The 15,957-nt window shown below is 67.1% G+C and carries 17 protein-coding genes; 5 read left to right on the top strand and 12 right to left on the bottom strand.

What is annotated here, in order from left to right; genetic code table 11:
* Nucleotides 1-22: 22 nt before the first annotated feature.
* From GGD82_RS00140 to GGD82_RS00125, 4 genes are all read left to right on the top strand, one after another.
* Nucleotides 23-1,018, top strand: coding sequence for a MerR family transcriptional regulator (locus GGD82_RS00140; protein ID WP_246163682.1), 996 nt, complete (start codon nt 23-25; stop codon nt 1,016-1,018).
* A 76-nt stretch (nt 1,019-1,094) separates the two neighbouring features.
* Complete coding sequence (locus GGD82_RS00135) at nt 1,095-2,384, top strand: adenylosuccinate synthase (RefSeq protein WP_150060772.1); 1,290 nt, start codon at nt 1,095-1,097, stop codon at nt 2,382-2,384.
* Nucleotides 2,385-2,516: 132 nt separating this feature from the next.
* Nucleotides 2,517-4,595, top strand: a complete 2,079-nt coding sequence (locus GGD82_RS00130; protein ID WP_150060773.1) for a protein kinase family protein — start codon at nt 2,517-2,519, stop codon at nt 4,593-4,595.
* A gap of 173 nt (nt 4,596-4,768) precedes the next feature.
* Nucleotides 4,769-5,212 carry a hypothetical protein gene (locus GGD82_RS00125; protein ID WP_150060774.1) on the top strand — a complete coding sequence of 148 codons (444 nt, stop codon included), beginning with the start codon at nt 4,769-4,771 and terminating at the stop codon, nt 5,210-5,212.
* Between the two features lie 37 nt (nt 5,213-5,249).
* Here the strand turns inward: GGD82_RS00125 and GGD82_RS00120 are convergent, their stop codons facing one another.
* The 9 genes from GGD82_RS00120 to GGD82_RS00080 all read right to left on the bottom strand — a co-directional run bounded on the left by GGD82_RS00120 (nt 5,250) and on the right by GGD82_RS00080 (nt 13,419).
* Nucleotides 5,250-5,939, bottom strand: a complete 690-nt coding sequence (locus tag GGD82_RS00120; protein ID WP_150060775.1) for an HAD-IA family hydrolase — start codon at nt 5,937-5,939, stop codon at nt 5,250-5,252.
* On the bottom strand, nt 5,936-6,382 hold the full coding sequence (locus tag GGD82_RS00115; protein ID WP_150060776.1) for a DUF2059 domain-containing protein: 447 nt from the start codon (nt 6,380-6,382) through the stop codon (nt 5,936-5,938). The genes GGD82_RS00120 and GGD82_RS00115 overlap by 4 nt, the downstream gene beginning before the upstream one ends.
* Nucleotides 6,379-7,368, bottom strand: a complete 990-nt coding sequence (locus GGD82_RS00110) for an RluA family pseudouridine synthase (protein ID WP_150060777.1) — start codon at nt 7,366-7,368, stop codon at nt 6,379-6,381. The genes GGD82_RS00115 and GGD82_RS00110 overlap by 4 nt, the downstream gene beginning before the upstream one ends.
* 15 nt (nt 7,369-7,383) lie before the next feature.
* On the bottom strand, nt 7,384-7,767 hold the full coding sequence (gene crcB, locus GGD82_RS00105) for a fluoride efflux transporter CrcB (protein ID WP_150060778.1): 384 nt from the start codon (nt 7,765-7,767) through the stop codon (nt 7,384-7,386).
* A 156-nt stretch (nt 7,768-7,923) separates the two neighbouring features.
* The gene (locus tag GGD82_RS00100) at nt 7,924-8,628 is read right to left on the bottom strand and encodes an ABC transporter ATP-binding protein (protein WP_150060779.1); all 705 of its coding nucleotides are present in this window, start codon (nt 8,626-8,628) and stop codon (nt 7,924-7,926) included.
* The gene (locus GGD82_RS00095) at nt 8,621-9,868 is read right to left on the bottom strand and encodes a lipoprotein-releasing ABC transporter permease subunit (RefSeq protein WP_150060780.1); all 1,248 of its coding nucleotides are present in this window, start codon (nt 9,866-9,868) and stop codon (nt 8,621-8,623) included. Before GGD82_RS00095 ends, GGD82_RS00100 begins: the two co-directional genes overlap by 8 nt.
* 118 nt (nt 9,869-9,986) lie before the next feature.
* On the bottom strand, nt 9,987-11,291 hold the full coding sequence (gene proS / locus GGD82_RS00090; protein ID WP_150060781.1) for a proline--tRNA ligase: 1,305 nt from the start codon (nt 11,289-11,291) through the stop codon (nt 9,987-9,989).
* A gap of 96 nt (nt 11,292-11,387) precedes the next feature.
* A complete protein-coding gene (locus tag GGD82_RS00085; protein WP_150060782.1) occupies nt 11,388-11,894 on the bottom strand; it encodes a hypothetical protein in 507 nt (168 codons plus the stop codon).
* 1,039 nt (nt 11,895-12,933) lie between these two features.
* A complete protein-coding gene (locus GGD82_RS00080) occupies nt 12,934-13,419 on the bottom strand; it encodes a gamma-glutamylcyclotransferase family protein (RefSeq protein WP_170284126.1) in 486 nt (161 codons plus the stop codon).
* A gap of 79 nt (nt 13,420-13,498) precedes the next feature.
* On the opposite strand from GGD82_RS00080, the gene GGD82_RS00075 reads away from it, so the two are divergent.
* Nucleotides 13,499-14,035: a DUF192 domain-containing protein gene (locus GGD82_RS00075; RefSeq protein WP_211364677.1), complete on the top strand. Its 537-nt coding sequence runs from the start codon at nt 13,499-13,501 to the stop codon at nt 14,033-14,035.
* Here GGD82_RS00075 and GGD82_RS00070 read toward each other — a convergent pair.
* From GGD82_RS00070 to GGD82_RS00060, 3 genes are all read right to left on the bottom strand, one after another.
* On the bottom strand, nt 14,028-14,345 hold the full coding sequence (locus GGD82_RS00070) for a P-II family nitrogen regulator (protein WP_150060785.1): 318 nt from the start codon (nt 14,343-14,345) through the stop codon (nt 14,028-14,030). The genes GGD82_RS00075 and GGD82_RS00070 overlap by 8 nt on opposite strands.
* A 120-nt stretch (nt 14,346-14,465) precedes the next feature.
* Nucleotides 14,466-15,431 carry a bifunctional Delta(1)-pyrroline-2-carboxylate/Delta(1)-piperideine-2-carboxylate reductase gene (gene lhpI, locus GGD82_RS00065; protein WP_150060786.1) on the bottom strand — a complete coding sequence of 322 codons (966 nt, stop codon included), beginning with the start codon at nt 15,429-15,431 and terminating at the stop codon, nt 14,466-14,468.
* Nucleotides 15,432-15,447: 16 nt separating this feature from the next.
* On the bottom strand, nt 15,448-15,792 hold the full coding sequence (locus GGD82_RS00060) for an accessory factor UbiK family protein (RefSeq protein WP_150060787.1): 345 nt from the start codon (nt 15,790-15,792) through the stop codon (nt 15,448-15,450).
* Nucleotides 15,793-15,957 lie beyond the last annotated feature (165 nt).

The following is a 15,957-nucleotide window of genomic DNA, read 5'->3' as shown; positions in this document are numbered from 1 at the left end:
GGAGAGACGAGACTCGCGCCCGGTGACCGAGACGGTCACGGACAACGACACGAGGGACGGCATGGAAACCGGGGAAGTCGAGCCGATCGCGGGGCTGGGACCGTATCGGCTGATCACACGGGCGGACTTCGACGGCATCGTGTCCGCTGTCCTGCTGCGGGAACGGGGCCTGATCGGCGACGTCACCTTCGCCACGCCCAACGACATGCAGGGCGGCCGCATTCCCGTGTCGAACACGGTCATCACATCCAATCTGCCCTACGTGCCCGGCGTGCACCTGGCGTTCGACCACCATACGTCCGAGGTCACGCGAGTGGGGCCACAGAACAACCTCATCATCGACTCGGGCGCGCCGTCCGCCGCGCGGGTGATCTTCAAGCACTACGGCGGCGCCGAGGCGTTTCCGGAGATCAGCGCCGAGATGATGGATGCGGTGGATCAGGCCGACTCCGCCGCTTACGACGAGATGGACATTCTGGCGCCCGACCGCTGGACGATGCTGAACTTCGTCGTCGATCCGCGCACCGGCCTGCACCGCTTCCGCGATTTCGAAATTTCGAACGACCAGCTCATGCTGGACCTGACCCGGTACTGCCGCCGCCACAGCATCGAGGAGATCCTGCACCTCCCCGATATCGAGGAGCGGGTGCATCTCTACTTGGAGCACAAGGAAAAGGCCGAGCATCAGGCGCGCCGCAACGCGACGCTGCGCCCTCCCCTTCTGATCATCGATTATCGCGGTGAGGTCGTGCACTACGCCTGCAACCGGTTCATGATCTATGCTCTGTATCCGGAGGCCAACATCTCCCTGGCCCTGTCGCGCGCCCCGCGTCAGGGCTTTACCGAGATCGCGCTTGGCCGTTCCATCATCAACCGGACCTCCACCATCGACGTCGGGCATTTGCTACTGCCCTACGATGGCGGGGGTCATGCCACGGCGGGGACCTGTCAGGTCGCGGACGACTGTGTCGACGACGTTGTCGCGGCGCTAGTCGCGCACATCCGGGCCGCAGGCTGACCCCGCCGACGGGCGGCCGCCCCGGCGGACCGTCCCCAGTCTCGTTTTTTTGATCGTTGAACAATCGGAGTCGGGAATGACCAATGTGGCCGTAGTCGGCGCCCAGTGGGGCGACGAAGGCAAGGGCAAGGTGGTGGACTGGTTGTCGGAACGCGCCGATGTGGTGGTGCGCTTCCAGGGTGGTCACAACGCCGGCCATACGCTGGTCGTCAACGACGCCGTCTACAAACTCAGCCTGCTGCCGTCGGGCGTCGTGCGCGGCAAGCTGTCCATCATCGGCAACGGCGTGGTCGTCGACCCATGGGCGCTGTTCGACGAGATCGAGCGGATCCAGAAGCAGGGCGTGACCATCAGCCCCGAGGTGCTGCGAATCGCGGACAACGCCTGCCTGATCCTGCCGATCCACGGTGAACTCGACCGCGCGCGGGAAGAGGCCGCCGGCGGCGGCAAGATCGGCACGACGGGCCGCGGGATCGGCCCGGCCTACGAGGACAAGGTCGCGCGACGCGCCGTGCGGGTGTGCGATCTGGCCGAGCCGGAGACCCTGCGCTTCAAGATCGACCGCCTGATGACGCACCACAACGCGCTGCGGCGCGGTCTGGGCGCGGAGCCGCTGGATGGCGAGCAGTTGTTCGAGCAGCTGCAGGCGCTGGCGCCGCGTCTCGCGCCCTACGCCACGCCGGTCTGGAAAGTGCTCGACGAGGCCCGCCGGGCCGGCCGGCGCATCCTGTTCGAAGGCGCGCAGGGCGCCATGCTGGACGTGGAGCACGGCACCTACCCCTTCGTGACGTCCTCCAACACCGTTTCCGGGCAGGCCGCCGCCGGGTCGGGCATGGGACCGGGCGCCGTGGCCTATGTGCTCGGCATCACCAAGGCCTACACGACCCGCGTCGGCAGTGGGCCGTTCCCGACCGAGCTGTTCGACGACGTGGGCGAAGGGCTGGGCGAGCGCGGCCGCGAGTTCGGCACGGTCACCGGACGGCGGCGGCGCTGCGGCTGGTTCGATGCCGTCATGGTGCGCCAGGCGATCAAGGTCGGCGGCGTGGACGGGATCGTCTTGACCAAACTGGACGTGCTCGACGGTATGGCGGACCTCAAGGTCTGCGTCGGCTACGAACTGGACGGCGTGGTGCTCGACCACTTCCCGGCCGGCATGGCGGCGCAAGCCAACGTCAAGCCCGTGTACGAAACCCTTGAGGGCTGGTCCGAGAGCACCCGGGGCGCGCGCACCTGGGCCGACCTTCCCGCCACCGCGATCAAGTACATCCGCCGGATCGAGGAGTTGATCGAGGCGCCGGTGGCCATCCTCTCCACCGGTCCGGATCGCGAGGAGACCATTCTGGTTCATGATCCCTTCGCGGACTGATCGGGACCGGTCCTTGCGGGGCCGGGACATCAAGGCGCCCATAAACAAGAGCGATTGTCGGCCGGCCTCGCAATTCGTATGGTCGCTCTGTACAGTGAAGCGGATCCCGACGGCCAGGATGGCGGCGGACCCATGGCAGTGACAGCTCGGACCAACGGTGGCGCGGCCGGACGCGCAAACAGCCCCGGCGGCGCGGATCCCGCAGCAGCAACCGGCCCAGCCGTGATGCTGCGGGACCGGTTCGCCATCTATTACCAGTCCCCGATGCCGGACCTGGACATGCCCAACGCCAAGGCGTTCGCGGCCGAGGACCGGCGCCAGCGCGGGCGCCCTATGTTCGCGCTCGTGGTGACCGGGATCCTGCCGCCGCGCCTGCACGTCATGAAGCACCTGAAGGGCGTGCGCTCGGCCGGCGTCATCCCGCTGGTCGAGTGGGGGCCGGTGGACTGGCCGCCGATGGAGGCGGTGCGGCTCGCCCTCATTTACGAGCAGCCTTTGGGCGGGCGGGTCATGGAAAGCATGACCGACGTGATCACGGCGAACCAGGATCACCAGTTCGCCAAGACGGTGCTGCGCCCCCTTTCCGTGGCGCTCGGGGAACTGAACAACCACGGCGTCAACCACCGCGCCATTCGGCCCACCAACCTGTTCTACGCCGACGCGGCCGGCACGCGAATCGTGATGGGCGATTGCGCCACCAGCCCGGTCGGTCTCGACCAGCCGGTGGTGTGCGAGACCATCGAGTCCGGCATGTGCCAGCCGGAGGGCCGGGGCGCCGGCAACTTCAGCGACGACTACTACGCGCTCGGGGTATGCGCGGTCATGCTGCTGATCGGGCGCGATCCGACCGCGGGCCTGGACGACGCTGAGATCGTCAAGCGCAAGCTCAACCAAGGCACCTACGCCACGCTTGTCAGCGACCAGCGCGTGCCGCTGAACATGATCGAGGTCCTGCGCGGTCTGCTGGCCGACGACACCAGCCAGCGCTGGGACTTCGAACAGTTGGATCTGTGGTTCAACGGCCGGCGCATGTCGCCGGTGCAGGCGCGCCCCCTGCGCCGGGCGCAGCGCGCCTTCGTGTTCATGAATCAGGAGTTCCTGAGCACGCGCCATCTGGCGCATGAAATGGCGACGCACTGGGACAAGGCAGCGCCGATCGTGCTTGAAGGCAAGCTGGAAATCTGGCTGCGGCGCGGCCTGGACGACAACCAGCTCGCCGACCAGGTCGCGATGGCCATCCGCAACGCCACCGCCGCCAGCGAGCGCAGCCGGCGCAGCCTCAATGATCTGGCGCTGGCCAACGTGCTGATCGTCATGGACCCCGACGCGCCGATCCGGTTCCGCGAGGTGCGCGCCCATATGGACGGCTTCGGCGGCGTGCTCTCCGCCCAGCTCGCGCGCGGTCAGGACACGCGGTCCATCACGGACGTCATCCTGGCCGAGATTCCCAAGATGTGGTTGGGGGTGCGCGAAAGCTTTTCGCCGGAGTACGTGCAGCTTGACGGCACGTTCAAGGAACTGCGCGAATTCCTTCTGGATGGCGCCAACAAGGGCGCCGGCCTGGAGCGCTGCCTGTACGAGATGAACGACAGCCAGCCCTGCCTGAGCCCCTTGTTCGAAAAGGAACTGGTCCTCACCATCCGCGATGTTCTGCCCGCCCTGGACCGCATCGGCACCCGGATGGACGGCAAGACCAACCCGCTGGACCGGCACCTCGTGGCGTTCGTCGCCGCCCGCTTCCCTAAGGAGATCGGCCCGCAGCTCCTCGCCCTGAACGAATCCGACCCCAAGCGATCGACTCTGGGCATGCTCAGCCTGCTCGCCGTGCTGCAATGGCGCCTTGGGCCGGAAGTGGTGCACGGCCTGTGCAGTTGGGTCGGCGGCCTGATGGGGCCCATCATCAACAGCTATCAGAGCCGGGAACGCCGACGGGCGCTGGAACAGGAGATTCCGCGCCTCGTCCGCAAGGGCAGCCTGCCCGAACTCTACAACTTCGTGGACAACGCCGATGAGCGTAAGGCCGACTTCGATGAGTTCCAACGCGCCCGAGCCGACTGGGCCATGGCCCAGCAACAGATCCATAACCTGGAATCCGGTCAGGTCGGCGCAGACGAAACGGCCGAACGCATGGGTCAGAAGGCGGCCGCAACCGGCGCGGTCGGCGTGGCCATTCTCTCCGTGGGCTTGGTCCTGGTCAGCTATCTGATGTAGCGGCCCCCCACCGGCCGGGCCGCCACCGAACCGGCCCACCGCTCGCGCAAATCCCGAGCGTTCCAAAACAGACCGCAACGACGATTTACTTAAATATCAATATGATAGAGCCTTTTTCGTGATCCCGATGTCGCGTAAAGTGCTTTAGGATCCCGCCGCAAGGAGAACACACGATGGGACAAGGCATGGCCCTCAAGGTGGGCGTCGTTCTGATGCTGGCCGTTGGCCTGTTCCTGTTCCTGCCGACGGTGCTGGTGCTTGTGGTGGCCATGCTGCCGACCGGAGCCGCCTTGGTCGTCGACCGGTCGGCCAGCCGGAGCGGCTGGTTGTGCGTCGGCGGGCTGAACTTCGCCGCCCTGGCGCCCAGCCTGTTCGAACTCTGGTTCGAGAACAACACGCTGGAATTCGCCACCGGGATCATCAGCAACGTGTTCACGCTCATGCTGATTTATGGCGCGGCGGCGGTGGGCTGGATCATCTACATGACCATGCCGCAGGTCATCGCCAGCGTCATGGACATGACGTCGTCCCACCGCATTGAGCGACTGAAGGCCCACCAGCAGGATCTGGCGGAGGAATGGGGCCCGGAAGTCGCACGCGAGGACACTCGGGAGTAGGGCCCGGACACGGTCGTTCTGGCGCCGATCCGTGGTGTTAGGGCGCCAGCACGCGCCCAACGCCCGGCCCCTCAGCCACCAGCGCCGGCACATCAGCGCAGACCGCCGCAACCACGCGCGCGCCGGCCTCCGTCAGCGCAGCGGCGGGATGATACCCCCAGGCAACCCCTATCGCGTCCACCCGGGCGGCGCGCGCCATCGTCATGTCGAAACTGGTGTCGCCGATCATGCTGGTATCGGAAGGTTCGGCCCCGACCTCCACCATGGCCCGCATCAGCATCGCGGGGTGCGGCTTGCCCGGTCCCTCGTCGGCAGTCTGCACGGTCAGGAAGCGCCCCTCAAGGCCATGCCGTTCAAGGGCCGCCGCCACGCCGCGCCGGGACTTGCCGGTGGCGATGCCGAGCAAGGCGCCGCCCGCCTCCACGGCGTCAATCATTTCCAGCGCCCCGGGAAACAGCGGCTCCTCGTGGTCCGGGCGGGAGCGCAGGGTAAAGAACGCCTCTTTGTAGAGGGTCTCGACGCGCGCCCGCTGGGCCGGGTCCGCCGCCGGGGTCACGGCCGCGATGGCCTCGCCCAGCGACAGGCCGATAATGCCCCGGGTCGCCGACGCGGGCGGCACCGCGACCCCCGCCCCCTCGCACGCCATGGCCATGGCGGCGATGATGTTGTGCTGGCTGTCTACCAACGTGCCGTCCACATCGAACACGACAAGACGCAACGGGGTCATTCGGTCGCTCCTTGCTGTTCGGCGTAGGCAATGGCCGCGTCCTGAACCGTCATCATCATCAGCGGCACGACGCGGTCCTTAAAACGCCCCATCTTGCCGGCCACCGACTGGCCGACCGACGAGCCGAAGAAGTCAGCCATGGCCTGCAATTCGTCGGCCGTAAACGTCTCCGTCAACACGACCATCACCGTGTCCCGGAGTTGCGTCTCGTCCAGGCGCGCCCGGGCGAAGGCGATGAACCCCGGACGATGCTCCGGCGGCATCATGTGGGCCACCCGCTGGAGGCTGTTTTCGAGGGATACGCTCACCGGCATGGCCGCCTCGTAGCGTTGCGCCTGCGCCCGGCGATTGGCGGCCGTGTCCTCCAGGGCAACGGCACCCGCGAGCGGCGCGAAGCACAGGCCCGCCGCCAGGGCCAGCGCGGGTCGCCCTCCCCCGATCATGGGTGCATATCCTCAAGCCCGGGCGCCTCGCCGGGTTGGAATCCGAAGTACTTGAACGCGTCGGTCATATGGCGGGGCAACGGCGCCTCCACCGTCAGGACCCCGCCGGCCGGGTGCGGAAGGGCGATCAGGCGGGCGTGCAGGTGCATCTGGCGCGCCACCTCGGCGCCGCCGACGAAGGCCGCCGCCGCGCCGTATTTTCCGTCCCCCAGGATCGGCGTTCCAAGCACCAGGGCGTGGGCGCGAAGCTGATGCGTCCGCCCCGTGCGCGGCTCCATACACACCCAACTGACGGTACCGGCGGCGTCATCGACCACCTGATACTCCGTGAGGGCCGGCTTACCCTCGACATCGTCGTGAACCATACGCTCGCCCTTGGCCCCGCCCTCCTTGGCAAGCGCGGCCCGGATCGTCCCGGCGCGCGGCTTCGGGGTGCCCACCACCAGCGCCCAATAGAGCTTCCGGGTTTCGCGGATCCGGAACGCCTCGGTCAGGGCCTTCGCCGCCCGCGCGGTGCGCGCCAGCACCAGCACGCCCGACGTGTCCTTGTCCAGGCGATGGACCAGCCGGGGACGCTCGTCGTCGGGATGGCGCTTCAGCCCGTCCAGCATGGCGTCGAGGTGACGGGTCAGGCCGGTGCCGCCCTGCGTCGCCAGCCCGGCGGGTTTGTTGAGCACGATCAACCAGTCGTCCTGGTGCAGGATGGCCTTGCGCAGATCCTTCGCGTCGTTCTCGGTGACGGACGCGCGCGGTTTCGCGGGCCGAGACCCGCCCTCGGGCGCATCGAGCGGCGGCACCCGCACCGCCTGCCCGGCCGCGAGGCGCGTGTTCGCCTTGACCCGGCCGCCGTCCACGCGCACCTGTCCGGTCCGCAACAGCTTTTCCAGCCGGCCGTGCGTCAGATCCGGGAATTGCTTGCGAAACCAGCGGTCCAGGCGCTGGTCGGCGTCTTCCGCCGCCACTTCGATGGTCTGTACGCCGCTCATACGCGGGTCCTTTCGCTACACCAGCGCCCGACCCAGCCACATGCCCAGGAACAAGGCGAGAATTCCGACCACCACGGACCCCGTCACGTAGGCCGCCGACGCCATCAGCGCCCCGCGTTCATACAGCGTGGCCGCGTCCAACGAAAAGGTCGAGAACGTCGTAAACGCACCGAGCACCCCGGTCACCAGGAACACCCGGGCCTCCGGCGGCGCCGACCAGCGGCGCGCCAGAATGTCGATCAGGAATCCCATGATCAGTGACCCAACGACGTTCACCACCACCGTCCCCCAGGGGAATCCGTGGCCGAGAACGCGCGGCACCACCGAGGTGACCGTATAGCGGGCAACGGCGCCCACGGCGCCGCCGGCGGCTACAGCGATCAACAGCGATGGAGTCACGGGACACACTCCGACACGAGGGACCGGATCACAGGTCTGGGATTTCCGAATGTGATGGCGACATAGCACCGCGCCCCCGGCCGAGCAAGGATACCCCAGCCCGCGAACCGGATCGGCGGGGCCCCTCGCCAGGCCCTCGCGTCCGACTCAGAGGGATCAGGCTCGGACGACCTTCCCCTCCCGCAGCGTCACGACGCGGTCCATGCGCGCGGCAAGCTCCGGATTGTGGGTCGCGATCAGGGCCGCGAGCCCCTCCTCCCGCACCAGCCGCAGGAACTCGTTGAACACCGCGTCGGCGGTGTTCGGATCCAGGTTGCCGGTTGGCTCGTCGGCCAGCAGAACCCGGGGCGCGTTCGCCAGCGCACGGGCGATGGCCACGCGCTGCTGTTCGCCGCCCGAGAGCTGGCCGGGGCGGTGGTGCCCCCGCGTGGCCAACCCCATGCGGTCCAGCAGGGCACGCGCCCGTTCCCGCGCCGCCTTACGGCCAACCCCCGCCACCATCTGGGGGACGATCACATTTTCCTCGGCGGAGAACTCGGGCAGCAGGTGGTGGTACTGGTACACGAAGCCGAGATAGCGCCGCCGCATCCGCGTACGGCCGCCGTCGCCCAACCCGGAGGCCGCCTGGCCGGCCAGCACCACCTCGCCGTCGTCCGGGCGCTCCAAAAGACCCGCGATCTGCAACAGGGTGGACTTGCCGGAGCCGGACGGCCCGACCAGGGCCACGATCTCGCCGGCGTCGATGGTCAGGTCGGCCCCATCCAGAACGCTCAGGTCCGGCGCCCCGGCCTGCTGGAACGCCCGCCGCACCCCGCGCAGGGCCAGGGCCGGGCCGTTGGTCTCCACGACGGCCTCACTCATAGCGCAGGGCCTCCACCGGATCGGTGCGTGCCGCCCGCCATGAGGGATACAGCGTGGCGGCAAGGCTGAGCCCCAGGGACATCAACGCCACCGAAATCACCTCGGTCGGGTCCATCTCCGCCGGCATTTGCGACAGGAAGTAGATTTCCGGCGAGAACAACTCCGTCCCCGTCAGAGCCTGGAGGAACTGGCGGATGCTCTCAATGTTCCAGCAGAACAGGACGCCGAGAAACAGCCCCACCGTGGTGCCGGTGATGCCCACACTGGCACCGGCCAGGAAGAACACCCGCATGACCGCGCCCCGGGTCGCCCCCATGGTGCGCAGAATGGCGATGTCCCGCCCTTTGTCCTTCACCAGCATGATGAGGCCGGAGATGATGTTGAACGCGGCCACCACGATGATGAGGGTCAGGATGAGGAACATAACATTGCGCTCGACCTGAAGGGCGTTGAAGAAGGTCGAGTTCGTCTGACGCCAATCGCGCAACCGCACCCCTTGGTTCAGCGGCGCGATGGCAAGGTCGCCGGTCACAGTGCGCACGTTGTCCGGATCGTTGACGACGACGTCGAGGTAGCTCACCGCGTTCGGCATCTGGAAATAGATCTGAGCGGCCTCCAGCGGCAGGAACACGAAGTTCGAATCGAACTCGTACATCCCGACCTCGTAGATCGCCACGATCGAGTAGGTCTTGATGCGCGGCACCGATCCGAACGCGGTCACTTTGCCCTTCGGCGAGATCAAGGTGATGCCGTCACCCAAACGCAGGCCCAGCCGTTCCGCCAGCCGCGAGCCGATCATGGCCGCATCGCGCCCGGTCAGGTCCGCGATCGATCCCGAGATGACGTTGCGCGCGATCATCGGGCGATCCATCAGCCCTTCGGCCGGCACCCCCCGCACCATGGCGCCCCGGCTTTCGTTGCCAGCGGAGACCATCACCTGCCCTTCGATCGTGGGCATGACCGTGACCACCCCGTTGACCTCATGAACCTGACCGGCGAGCGCATCGTAGTCGGACAGGGTGTCCGTCGCGCCATAGACGTACAGGTGCCCGTTGAAGCCCAAGATCCGGCCCATCAGGTCCTGACGGAACCCGTTCATGACGGCCATGACGATGATCAGGGTGGCCACCCCCAGCGCGATTCCGGCCAGGGAGAACCCGGCAATCACCGAGACGAAGCCCTCCTTGCGGCGGGCGCGCAGGTAGCGCAGGGCCATCATGCGCTCAAAGGCATTGAACATGCGCGACGGGTCCTCCATTGCGGGCTTTAGGGGCGGTGGGCACGGTACAGGCGCGAAAGCGGGCGGACCGAGGATCCGGCCCGCCCGCTGGCACGCCATCACATCACCGTGGCAGGCATCAACCCGCCAGACGGGCCAACGCGCTTTCGGTCGAGATGTCCTCCCGCTCGCCGGTGGCGCGGTTTTTGAGTTCGACCATGCCCTTGGCCACGCCCTTCGGCCCCACGATCAGCTGCCAGGGCAGGCCGATCAGGTCCATGTCGGCGAACTTCGCACCGGCGCGTTCATCGCGGTCGTCGTACAGGACACGCTCCCGGCCGAGCCCCTCGTACAGGGACTCGCAGGCGGCGCTGGTGGCCGCGTCGCTGACCTTGAGGTTCACCAGCCCGACATGGAACGGCGCCACCGACTCCGGCCAGATGATGCCATTGTCATCATGGCTCGCCTCGATGATGGCGCCCACCAGACGCGACACCCCGATGCCGTAGCTGCCCATGACCACAGTCACCGGCTCGCCATCCGGCCCCGCGACGGCGGCGCCCATGGGCGCCGAGTACTTGGTGCCGAAATGGAAGATGTGCCCCACCTCAATGCCGCGCGCCGTGACGAGAGCGTCGCCCAGCGTCGCCTCCTGCGCCGCGTCGTGCATCTCGTCGGCGGCCGCGTACAGGCCGGTCCAGGCATCGACGACCGGCTGAAGGTCCCCTTCGTAGTCCACGCCCTCCGGCACCGACATCTCCAGCAGGGACCGATGGCAGTGCACCTCGCTCTCGCCGGTGTCGGCCAACACGATGAACTCGTGGCTCAGATCACCGCCGATGGGGCCGGTGTCGGCACGCAGCGGGATGGCCTTCAGCCCCAGGCGGTCGAAAGTGCGCAGGTAGGACACGAACATCTGATTGTAGGAGCGCCGCGCCGCCGCCGTATCCAGATCGAAGGAATAGGCATCCTTCATCAGGAACTCCCGGCCGCGCATAATTCCAAAGCGCGGCCGCACCTCGTCGCGGAACTTCCACTGGATATGATAGAGAATCTTCGGCAGATCCTTGTAGCTGCGCACATTGGACCGAAAGACGTCGGTGATGACCTCCTCCGCCGTCGGTCCGTACAGCAGGTCGCGCTCATGGCGGTCCGTGATGCGCAGCATCTCCTTGCCGTAGTCGTCGTAGCGGCCGCTTTCACGCCACAGGTCGGCCGACTGGATGGTCGGCATCAGCAGTTCCTGGGCGCCGGCCCGGTTCTGCTCCTCGCGCACGATCTGTTCGATCCGCTTGAGCACCGCGAACCCGAGCGGCAACCACGTATAAATGCCCGCTGCGTGCTGGCGGACCAGACCGGCCCGCAGCATCAGGCGGTGGGACACGATCTGCGCCTCGGCGGGCGTTTCCTTCAAGGTCGGCAGAAAATAGCGGGACAGCCGCATGGGGAGGCCTCGGTTGGTGAAGAGCGGAACCGGCGCGGACTTTAGGGGACGTTTCGGCCCTCTGGCAACCGGCGTCCGCGTCACAGGTATCCGCCTTCACTCCGGCGGTCGCTCCGGACCGCCGCCCGGGGCCACCCCCGAGAGCCGCGTTACGCAGGCCCGCGCGAGGGTGTCCTGCTCCCCCGTGGTCAGCGGACGACCGTTGACGGTGAAGGTCCCCCGGTTGAGATCGTAGCCGACCGTGCCCAGCACCGTTCCAGGGCTTTCGATGCCCTGCGGCGGCACCACCCCGGTGCGCTCGAACGGATCGAGCACAATATGGAAGGTGACCGTATCGGGTATCATGGCATCGAACCCCGAATAGTCCTGAAGGTCCGCGGGCGCCACGGTCCGGCCCCGGACATCCACGCCCGGCTGGTAGGTTACATCCGGATCGGGCACATGGCGCACAAGCTGGCGACACGTCGCGGCATCGACCGCCACGACCGGCGGCGGCTCCTCCGGCCACGGTTCCGGCGCCTGGGCGGCCGCGTCTCGGCCCGATGCCACGAGGGGTGGGGCCAGACCCAGAACGAAGACGAAGCCGGCGAGCGCGACACCCACGGCGCGGACGAATCGCCCGACCCCGACTCCGAACCGAATCCGCCGTGCACGCGCTCGACCTGATGCCATCATCCCAATCCGCCCAAGCCTTTCCTCAACCTTTGTAACCCCTACCAACCCATCCAAGCACCCGCCCCGGGGCTCGGCAAGTGTGCCAACCATATCCTGATAGTCGGTAAACGACGACCGCGTGACACAACCGGAGTTTGATTGTTACAGTCCCATGACACGCCACGATCAATACACGACAAACACGATCGGCACCGACCGAATGCTGGCGTCGTCCGCGTCGCCTATACTTTGGGCGTAATTGCGATTTCTCTGCTTCTGCCTAATAACATAGCATAACATGGGCAAAAAAATGGCGTGACTCCCGCAGCCAATTTCCGTACGGTCACCCGTGACAAAAAGGGGACACGGGCGATGCGGCCTTTGTCAGCCCAAGTTTAGGGAGGGAACCCCAATCGGGTTGTGCGGAATGGATGAGAAACGTTACGGCGCTCTCATCCCATCGACAACACGAGGGGCTCGCTGGATCCGACGGTTCGAGCGAGATAAACGTGACGGCCGAGTTCATCTCGGCCCGTCATGTTCTCAGTATCTCCCCTGATACTTTTCATCCTTTTGATCGCCTTCATCGTCACGGTTCTCATCGTGGCGCCCCGACCCGCACGGCGTTGTCCGTGCACCGTCGATGGGCCCCGGCGGGCCACCATGATCGCACATCCCGAAGACCCGAAGAAAAACCCCGGCCAGAACGGCCGGGGTACTGAACAACAGGGCAGTATTACATCAGGGATATCAGGGACGGCCGGGCCACGGCCCCGCCTTCATCACAACCATACAACTCTCAGTCGATCAATACTGACCCGCCAATCGGCAACGCACCGGTCCACCGTCGTTTGCCTAATAACGAGGTTGAGTGTACGGAAGTGGAGCTGCTCTCGCCAGCGCACGAATGACAGGGTTGTCGTGCAGCCGTCGCATAGCTCCCTCGCGGCTGGGGTGACCGACCGGCCGGCCGGGCCATCGCACCGTGTTACGACACAGGACCACGGACCCCAGCCGCCAGCTCCGGCCGGGCCTCCCGCGTCGCCGCCCAGAGCGCAGCCGATTCAAAGCCCCAATCGCGGTACCCGGCCTCCAGATGCGCCAGATAGGCGGGCGTGGGCGGTCCGCTCCGTGCATCGATCTTGATGTACGTGAGCGCCTCAACCAGACCATGCAGGAACGGCACCAGACGAAGCCTGTGGCGGCGGTAGCGCCCCTCCGCCACGCCCTCGATCCGATCCAGCATCGCCACACAGGCCGGCGTCAGAACATAAATCCCGCCGCACAGCCATGCCCCGGGCACCGGCACCATGGTGGCCACGCGCTCAAAGCGCAGCTGCCACCCCGGAATGCGGATGCCCCACATGGGTCGAGCGGCCGGACACCGCAGCGCCATGCGGTCCAGGCTGAGGTTCGATCCGTACGCGAAGTAGAACAGCCGCGTCGGGTCCGCACCGTCTGTGCCTTGGCCCATTCCATCCCACCCTTGTGCCGTATCCCAAGATGGACAGTATAAAAGAGGTCGCCCCGTCCTGTCGAAACCGGAGGTTCCTATGTCCGTCGCCCCGCCACCCATGCCCGCCCTGCTGTCCCGCCGCGCCCTGCTCACGGGGGCGGGCGTCGGCATTGTCGGACTGGCGGTTGCGGCCCAACCCTGGCCGGCCCAGGCACAGGAGCCGGTGGCGTTCGAGACCGATCGCCTCGCCATTGTGACCCACGACGGGCGCCGCTATCCGTTCACGGTCGAGGTGGCGCGCACCCCAAAACAGCGCGCACGCGGACTCATGTACCGGCGGGACATGGCGGCCGATCACGGCATGCTGTTCGACTATCGCGGCGTGGGATCGCGCGCGATGTGGATGAAGAACACCTACATCCCGCTCGATATCCTGTTCCTGGAGCGGGACGGGCGCGTTTGGTCGATCGCCGCCGACACCACCCCGCTTTCAGAGCGCACTATCATGGCCGATGGCCCGATCCGCGCGGCCCTGGAGGTGAAGGCGGGCACCTGCCGCCTGCTCGGGATCGAGGTGGGCGACGACGTGCGCCACCCTCTCTTCGGCGACCCGCCGCTGGACGGGCCTAGCTAAAGCGTTCAGGCCGCATCACCTGAATGTCCGAAACGCACACCACGCCGGGCCAAGTCTGCAGGAGGGTCTCCATACCCTCCAGAATCGCGTCAGCCTTGGCCTCGTTGGTCAGAACGACGACCTGCACCATGTGCTGGCCATCCACGGGCAGGCCTTCATTCCACGCCCCGTCCAGGCCGCGCCCCTCCAGCGCTGGAACGACGGTGTAGCGCCGCGCGCCGCTGGTCTTGACGACCTCCAGCACCCGCTTGAGCAGCGGGCGCTCGACAAACATCTCGACCTTTTTCCGGGTGTGTGTCGGAACGGCCATGCCAAAGCCCCCTTTTCCACAAGATTAACAGGGGCATCATGAGACATCCGAGCACGACGAGCCAGACCAAACGCATCCAGGGAGGCCTGGACAACCCGGACAGGATGGCACGTGCGGTCGTCAGGCGATTCCGGTAGCCCGTTCGTAGGCGAACGCCGCCGCGGCGAGATCTTCCAGCGCCGTTCCGACGGACTTGAACACGGTGATCTCCTCCGGACCGCCCCGCCCCGGGCGTTCCCCCCGGCAGAGCTGGAACAGATCCCCCTGAATGTCGGCGCGGGTGATGGCCCCCGCCTTCAGGGGATCGACGAGATCGCCACACTCGACCAGGGCACCGTCGGTGTCCACGAACACCCGCCCGCGCCGCATGGCCTCGTCGTCGGTCTCGCGCATCAACGGCGTGAAGCCGCCTGCCATGTCGAGATGCTGACCGGGCCGCAACAGCGCACCCGGTACCACCGGTGCGCTGGACGAGGTCGCGCAGGAAATCACATCGGCGACGGCGATACCCTCGGCCAGATCGGCGACCGGCTCCACCACCGTGCCATCCGGCAGATCCGGACTCACCGCCGTGGCGACCGCCCGGGCCTTGGCCGGATCGCGCCCCCACACGAGCACGCGGGTGTAGGGACGCACCGCCGCATGGTGGCGGATGAAGTGCGGCGCCAGGGCCCCCGTGCCCACCATCAGCAGCGTGCGGGCGTCGGGCCGCGCCAGAAGATCCGCACCCAGCGCCGACGCCGCGGCCGTGCGCAACCGGGTCAGGAGGGTGCCGTCCAGCAGGGCCAGCGGGCGTCCGCTGCCCCCCTCCGCGAGGTAATACACCCCCGTGACCGCCGACAGGTCGCGTTGGGCCGGATTGTCGGGGAAGACGGTCGCGACCTTCACGCCGACATACCCCTGCCCCGCCGCCTGCCAGGCCGGCATCAGCAACAGCGTCCCGGGACGTTCATCATCCCGCGAGGGCAGCGTGTGGTGATGGCGGAGCGGAGCCTCGGCGCCCTCGCGGAACATGGTACGCAAGGCGTCCACCAGGGCGCGCGGCGACAGGGCGCGCTCGACGGCGTCGGCGTCCAGATGCAGCATGATATCTACCTGCCGGTCAGTCGGCGGTGTCGGTATCGTCGTCGGACCCGGCGGCCTTGCGCCGGGCGCTCTTGGCTCCGCCCGACTTTGCGGAGCTTCCGCTTTTCGACACCTGGGCCACCTGCTCTTCCAGCGCCGTCACGCGAGCCACCAGTTCCTCGTTCTCGGCTCGGGCCTCGGCGGCCATCTCGCGCGCGATCTCGAAATCCTCGCGCGTCACGAGGTCCAGTTCATTTGCCATGCGCTCCACCCGCTGGCGCACCATCTCCTCGATTTCGCTGCGCAGCCCGCCCAACGCGCCGAGGGCACCACCCGCAAGGCGGCTCAGATCGTCAAAAACCTTCGGACCACCGCCGGACATCGTGACCTCTCCTTTTCCAACCGCGAATCTGTGCGCGACGCACGTCCGCATCGCGAACACGTTGATATGACATATTACTATGGTCCCCGCCACCCACGCAGCGGCGACAAGACACCGTTCTGACTATGGGGACCGGACGGGCTCTTGACAACAGCGCGTCCCACC

Origin of the sequence: Roseospira marina (genome assembly GCF_014197855.1) — a bacterium.
Classification (GTDB): domain Bacteria; phylum Pseudomonadota; class Alphaproteobacteria; order Rhodospirillales; family Rhodospirillaceae; genus Rhodospira; species Rhodospira marina.
The sequence above is the reverse complement of the archived record's forward strand: the minus strand, read 5'-3'. Positions and strand labels throughout refer to the sequence as shown.

What these genes read in the sequence shown, in the direction of transcription:
- GGD82_RS00075 (WP_211364677.1), top strand. Translation starts at nt 13,499, where the DNA reads ATGTCCGTCGCCCCGCCACCCATGCCCGCCCTGCTGTCCCGCCGCGCC.
- GGD82_RS00110 (WP_150060777.1), bottom strand. Translation starts at nt 7,368, where the DNA reads ATGAGCGGCGTACAGACCATCGAAGTGGCGGCGGAAGACGCCGACCAG.
- GGD82_RS00100 (WP_150060779.1), bottom strand. Translation starts at nt 8,628, where the DNA reads ATGAGTGAGGCCGTCGTGGAGACCAACGGCCCGGCCCTGGCCCTGCGC.
- GGD82_RS00060 (WP_150060787.1), bottom strand. Translation starts at nt 15,792, where the DNA reads ATGTCCGGCGGTGGTCCGAAGGTTTTTGACGATCTGAGCCGCCTTGCG.
- GGD82_RS00115 (WP_150060776.1), bottom strand. Translation starts at nt 6,382, where the DNA reads ATGATCGGGGGAGGGCGACCCGCGCTGGCCCTGGCGGCGGGCCTGTGC.
- GGD82_RS00130 (WP_150060773.1), top strand. Translation starts at nt 2,517, where the DNA reads ATGGCAGTGACAGCTCGGACCAACGGTGGCGCGGCCGGACGCGCAAAC.
- GGD82_RS00120 (WP_150060775.1), bottom strand. Translation starts at nt 5,939, where the DNA reads ATGACCCCGTTGCGTCTTGTCGTGTTCGATGTGGACGGCACGTTGGTA.
- GGD82_RS00070 (WP_150060785.1), bottom strand. Translation starts at nt 14,345, where the DNA reads ATGGCCGTTCCGACACACACCCGGAAAAAGGTCGAGATGTTTGTCGAG.
- proS (WP_150060781.1), bottom strand. Translation starts at nt 11,291, where the DNA reads ATGCGGCTGTCCCGCTATTTTCTGCCGACCTTGAAGGAAACGCCCGCC.
- GGD82_RS00135 (WP_150060772.1), top strand. Translation starts at nt 1,095, where the DNA reads ATGACCAATGTGGCCGTAGTCGGCGCCCAGTGGGGCGACGAAGGCAAG.
- lhpI (WP_150060786.1), bottom strand. Translation starts at nt 15,431, where the DNA reads ATGCTGCATCTGGACGCCGACGCCGTCGAGCGCGCCCTGTCGCCGCGC.
- GGD82_RS00095 (WP_150060780.1), bottom strand. Translation starts at nt 9,868, where the DNA reads ATGTTCAATGCCTTTGAGCGCATGATGGCCCTGCGCTACCTGCGCGCC.
- GGD82_RS00125 (WP_150060774.1), top strand. Translation starts at nt 4,769, where the DNA reads ATGGGACAAGGCATGGCCCTCAAGGTGGGCGTCGTTCTGATGCTGGCC.
- GGD82_RS00080 (WP_170284126.1), bottom strand. Translation starts at nt 13,419, where the DNA reads ATGGGCCAAGGCACAGACGGTGCGGACCCGACGCGGCTGTTCTACTTC.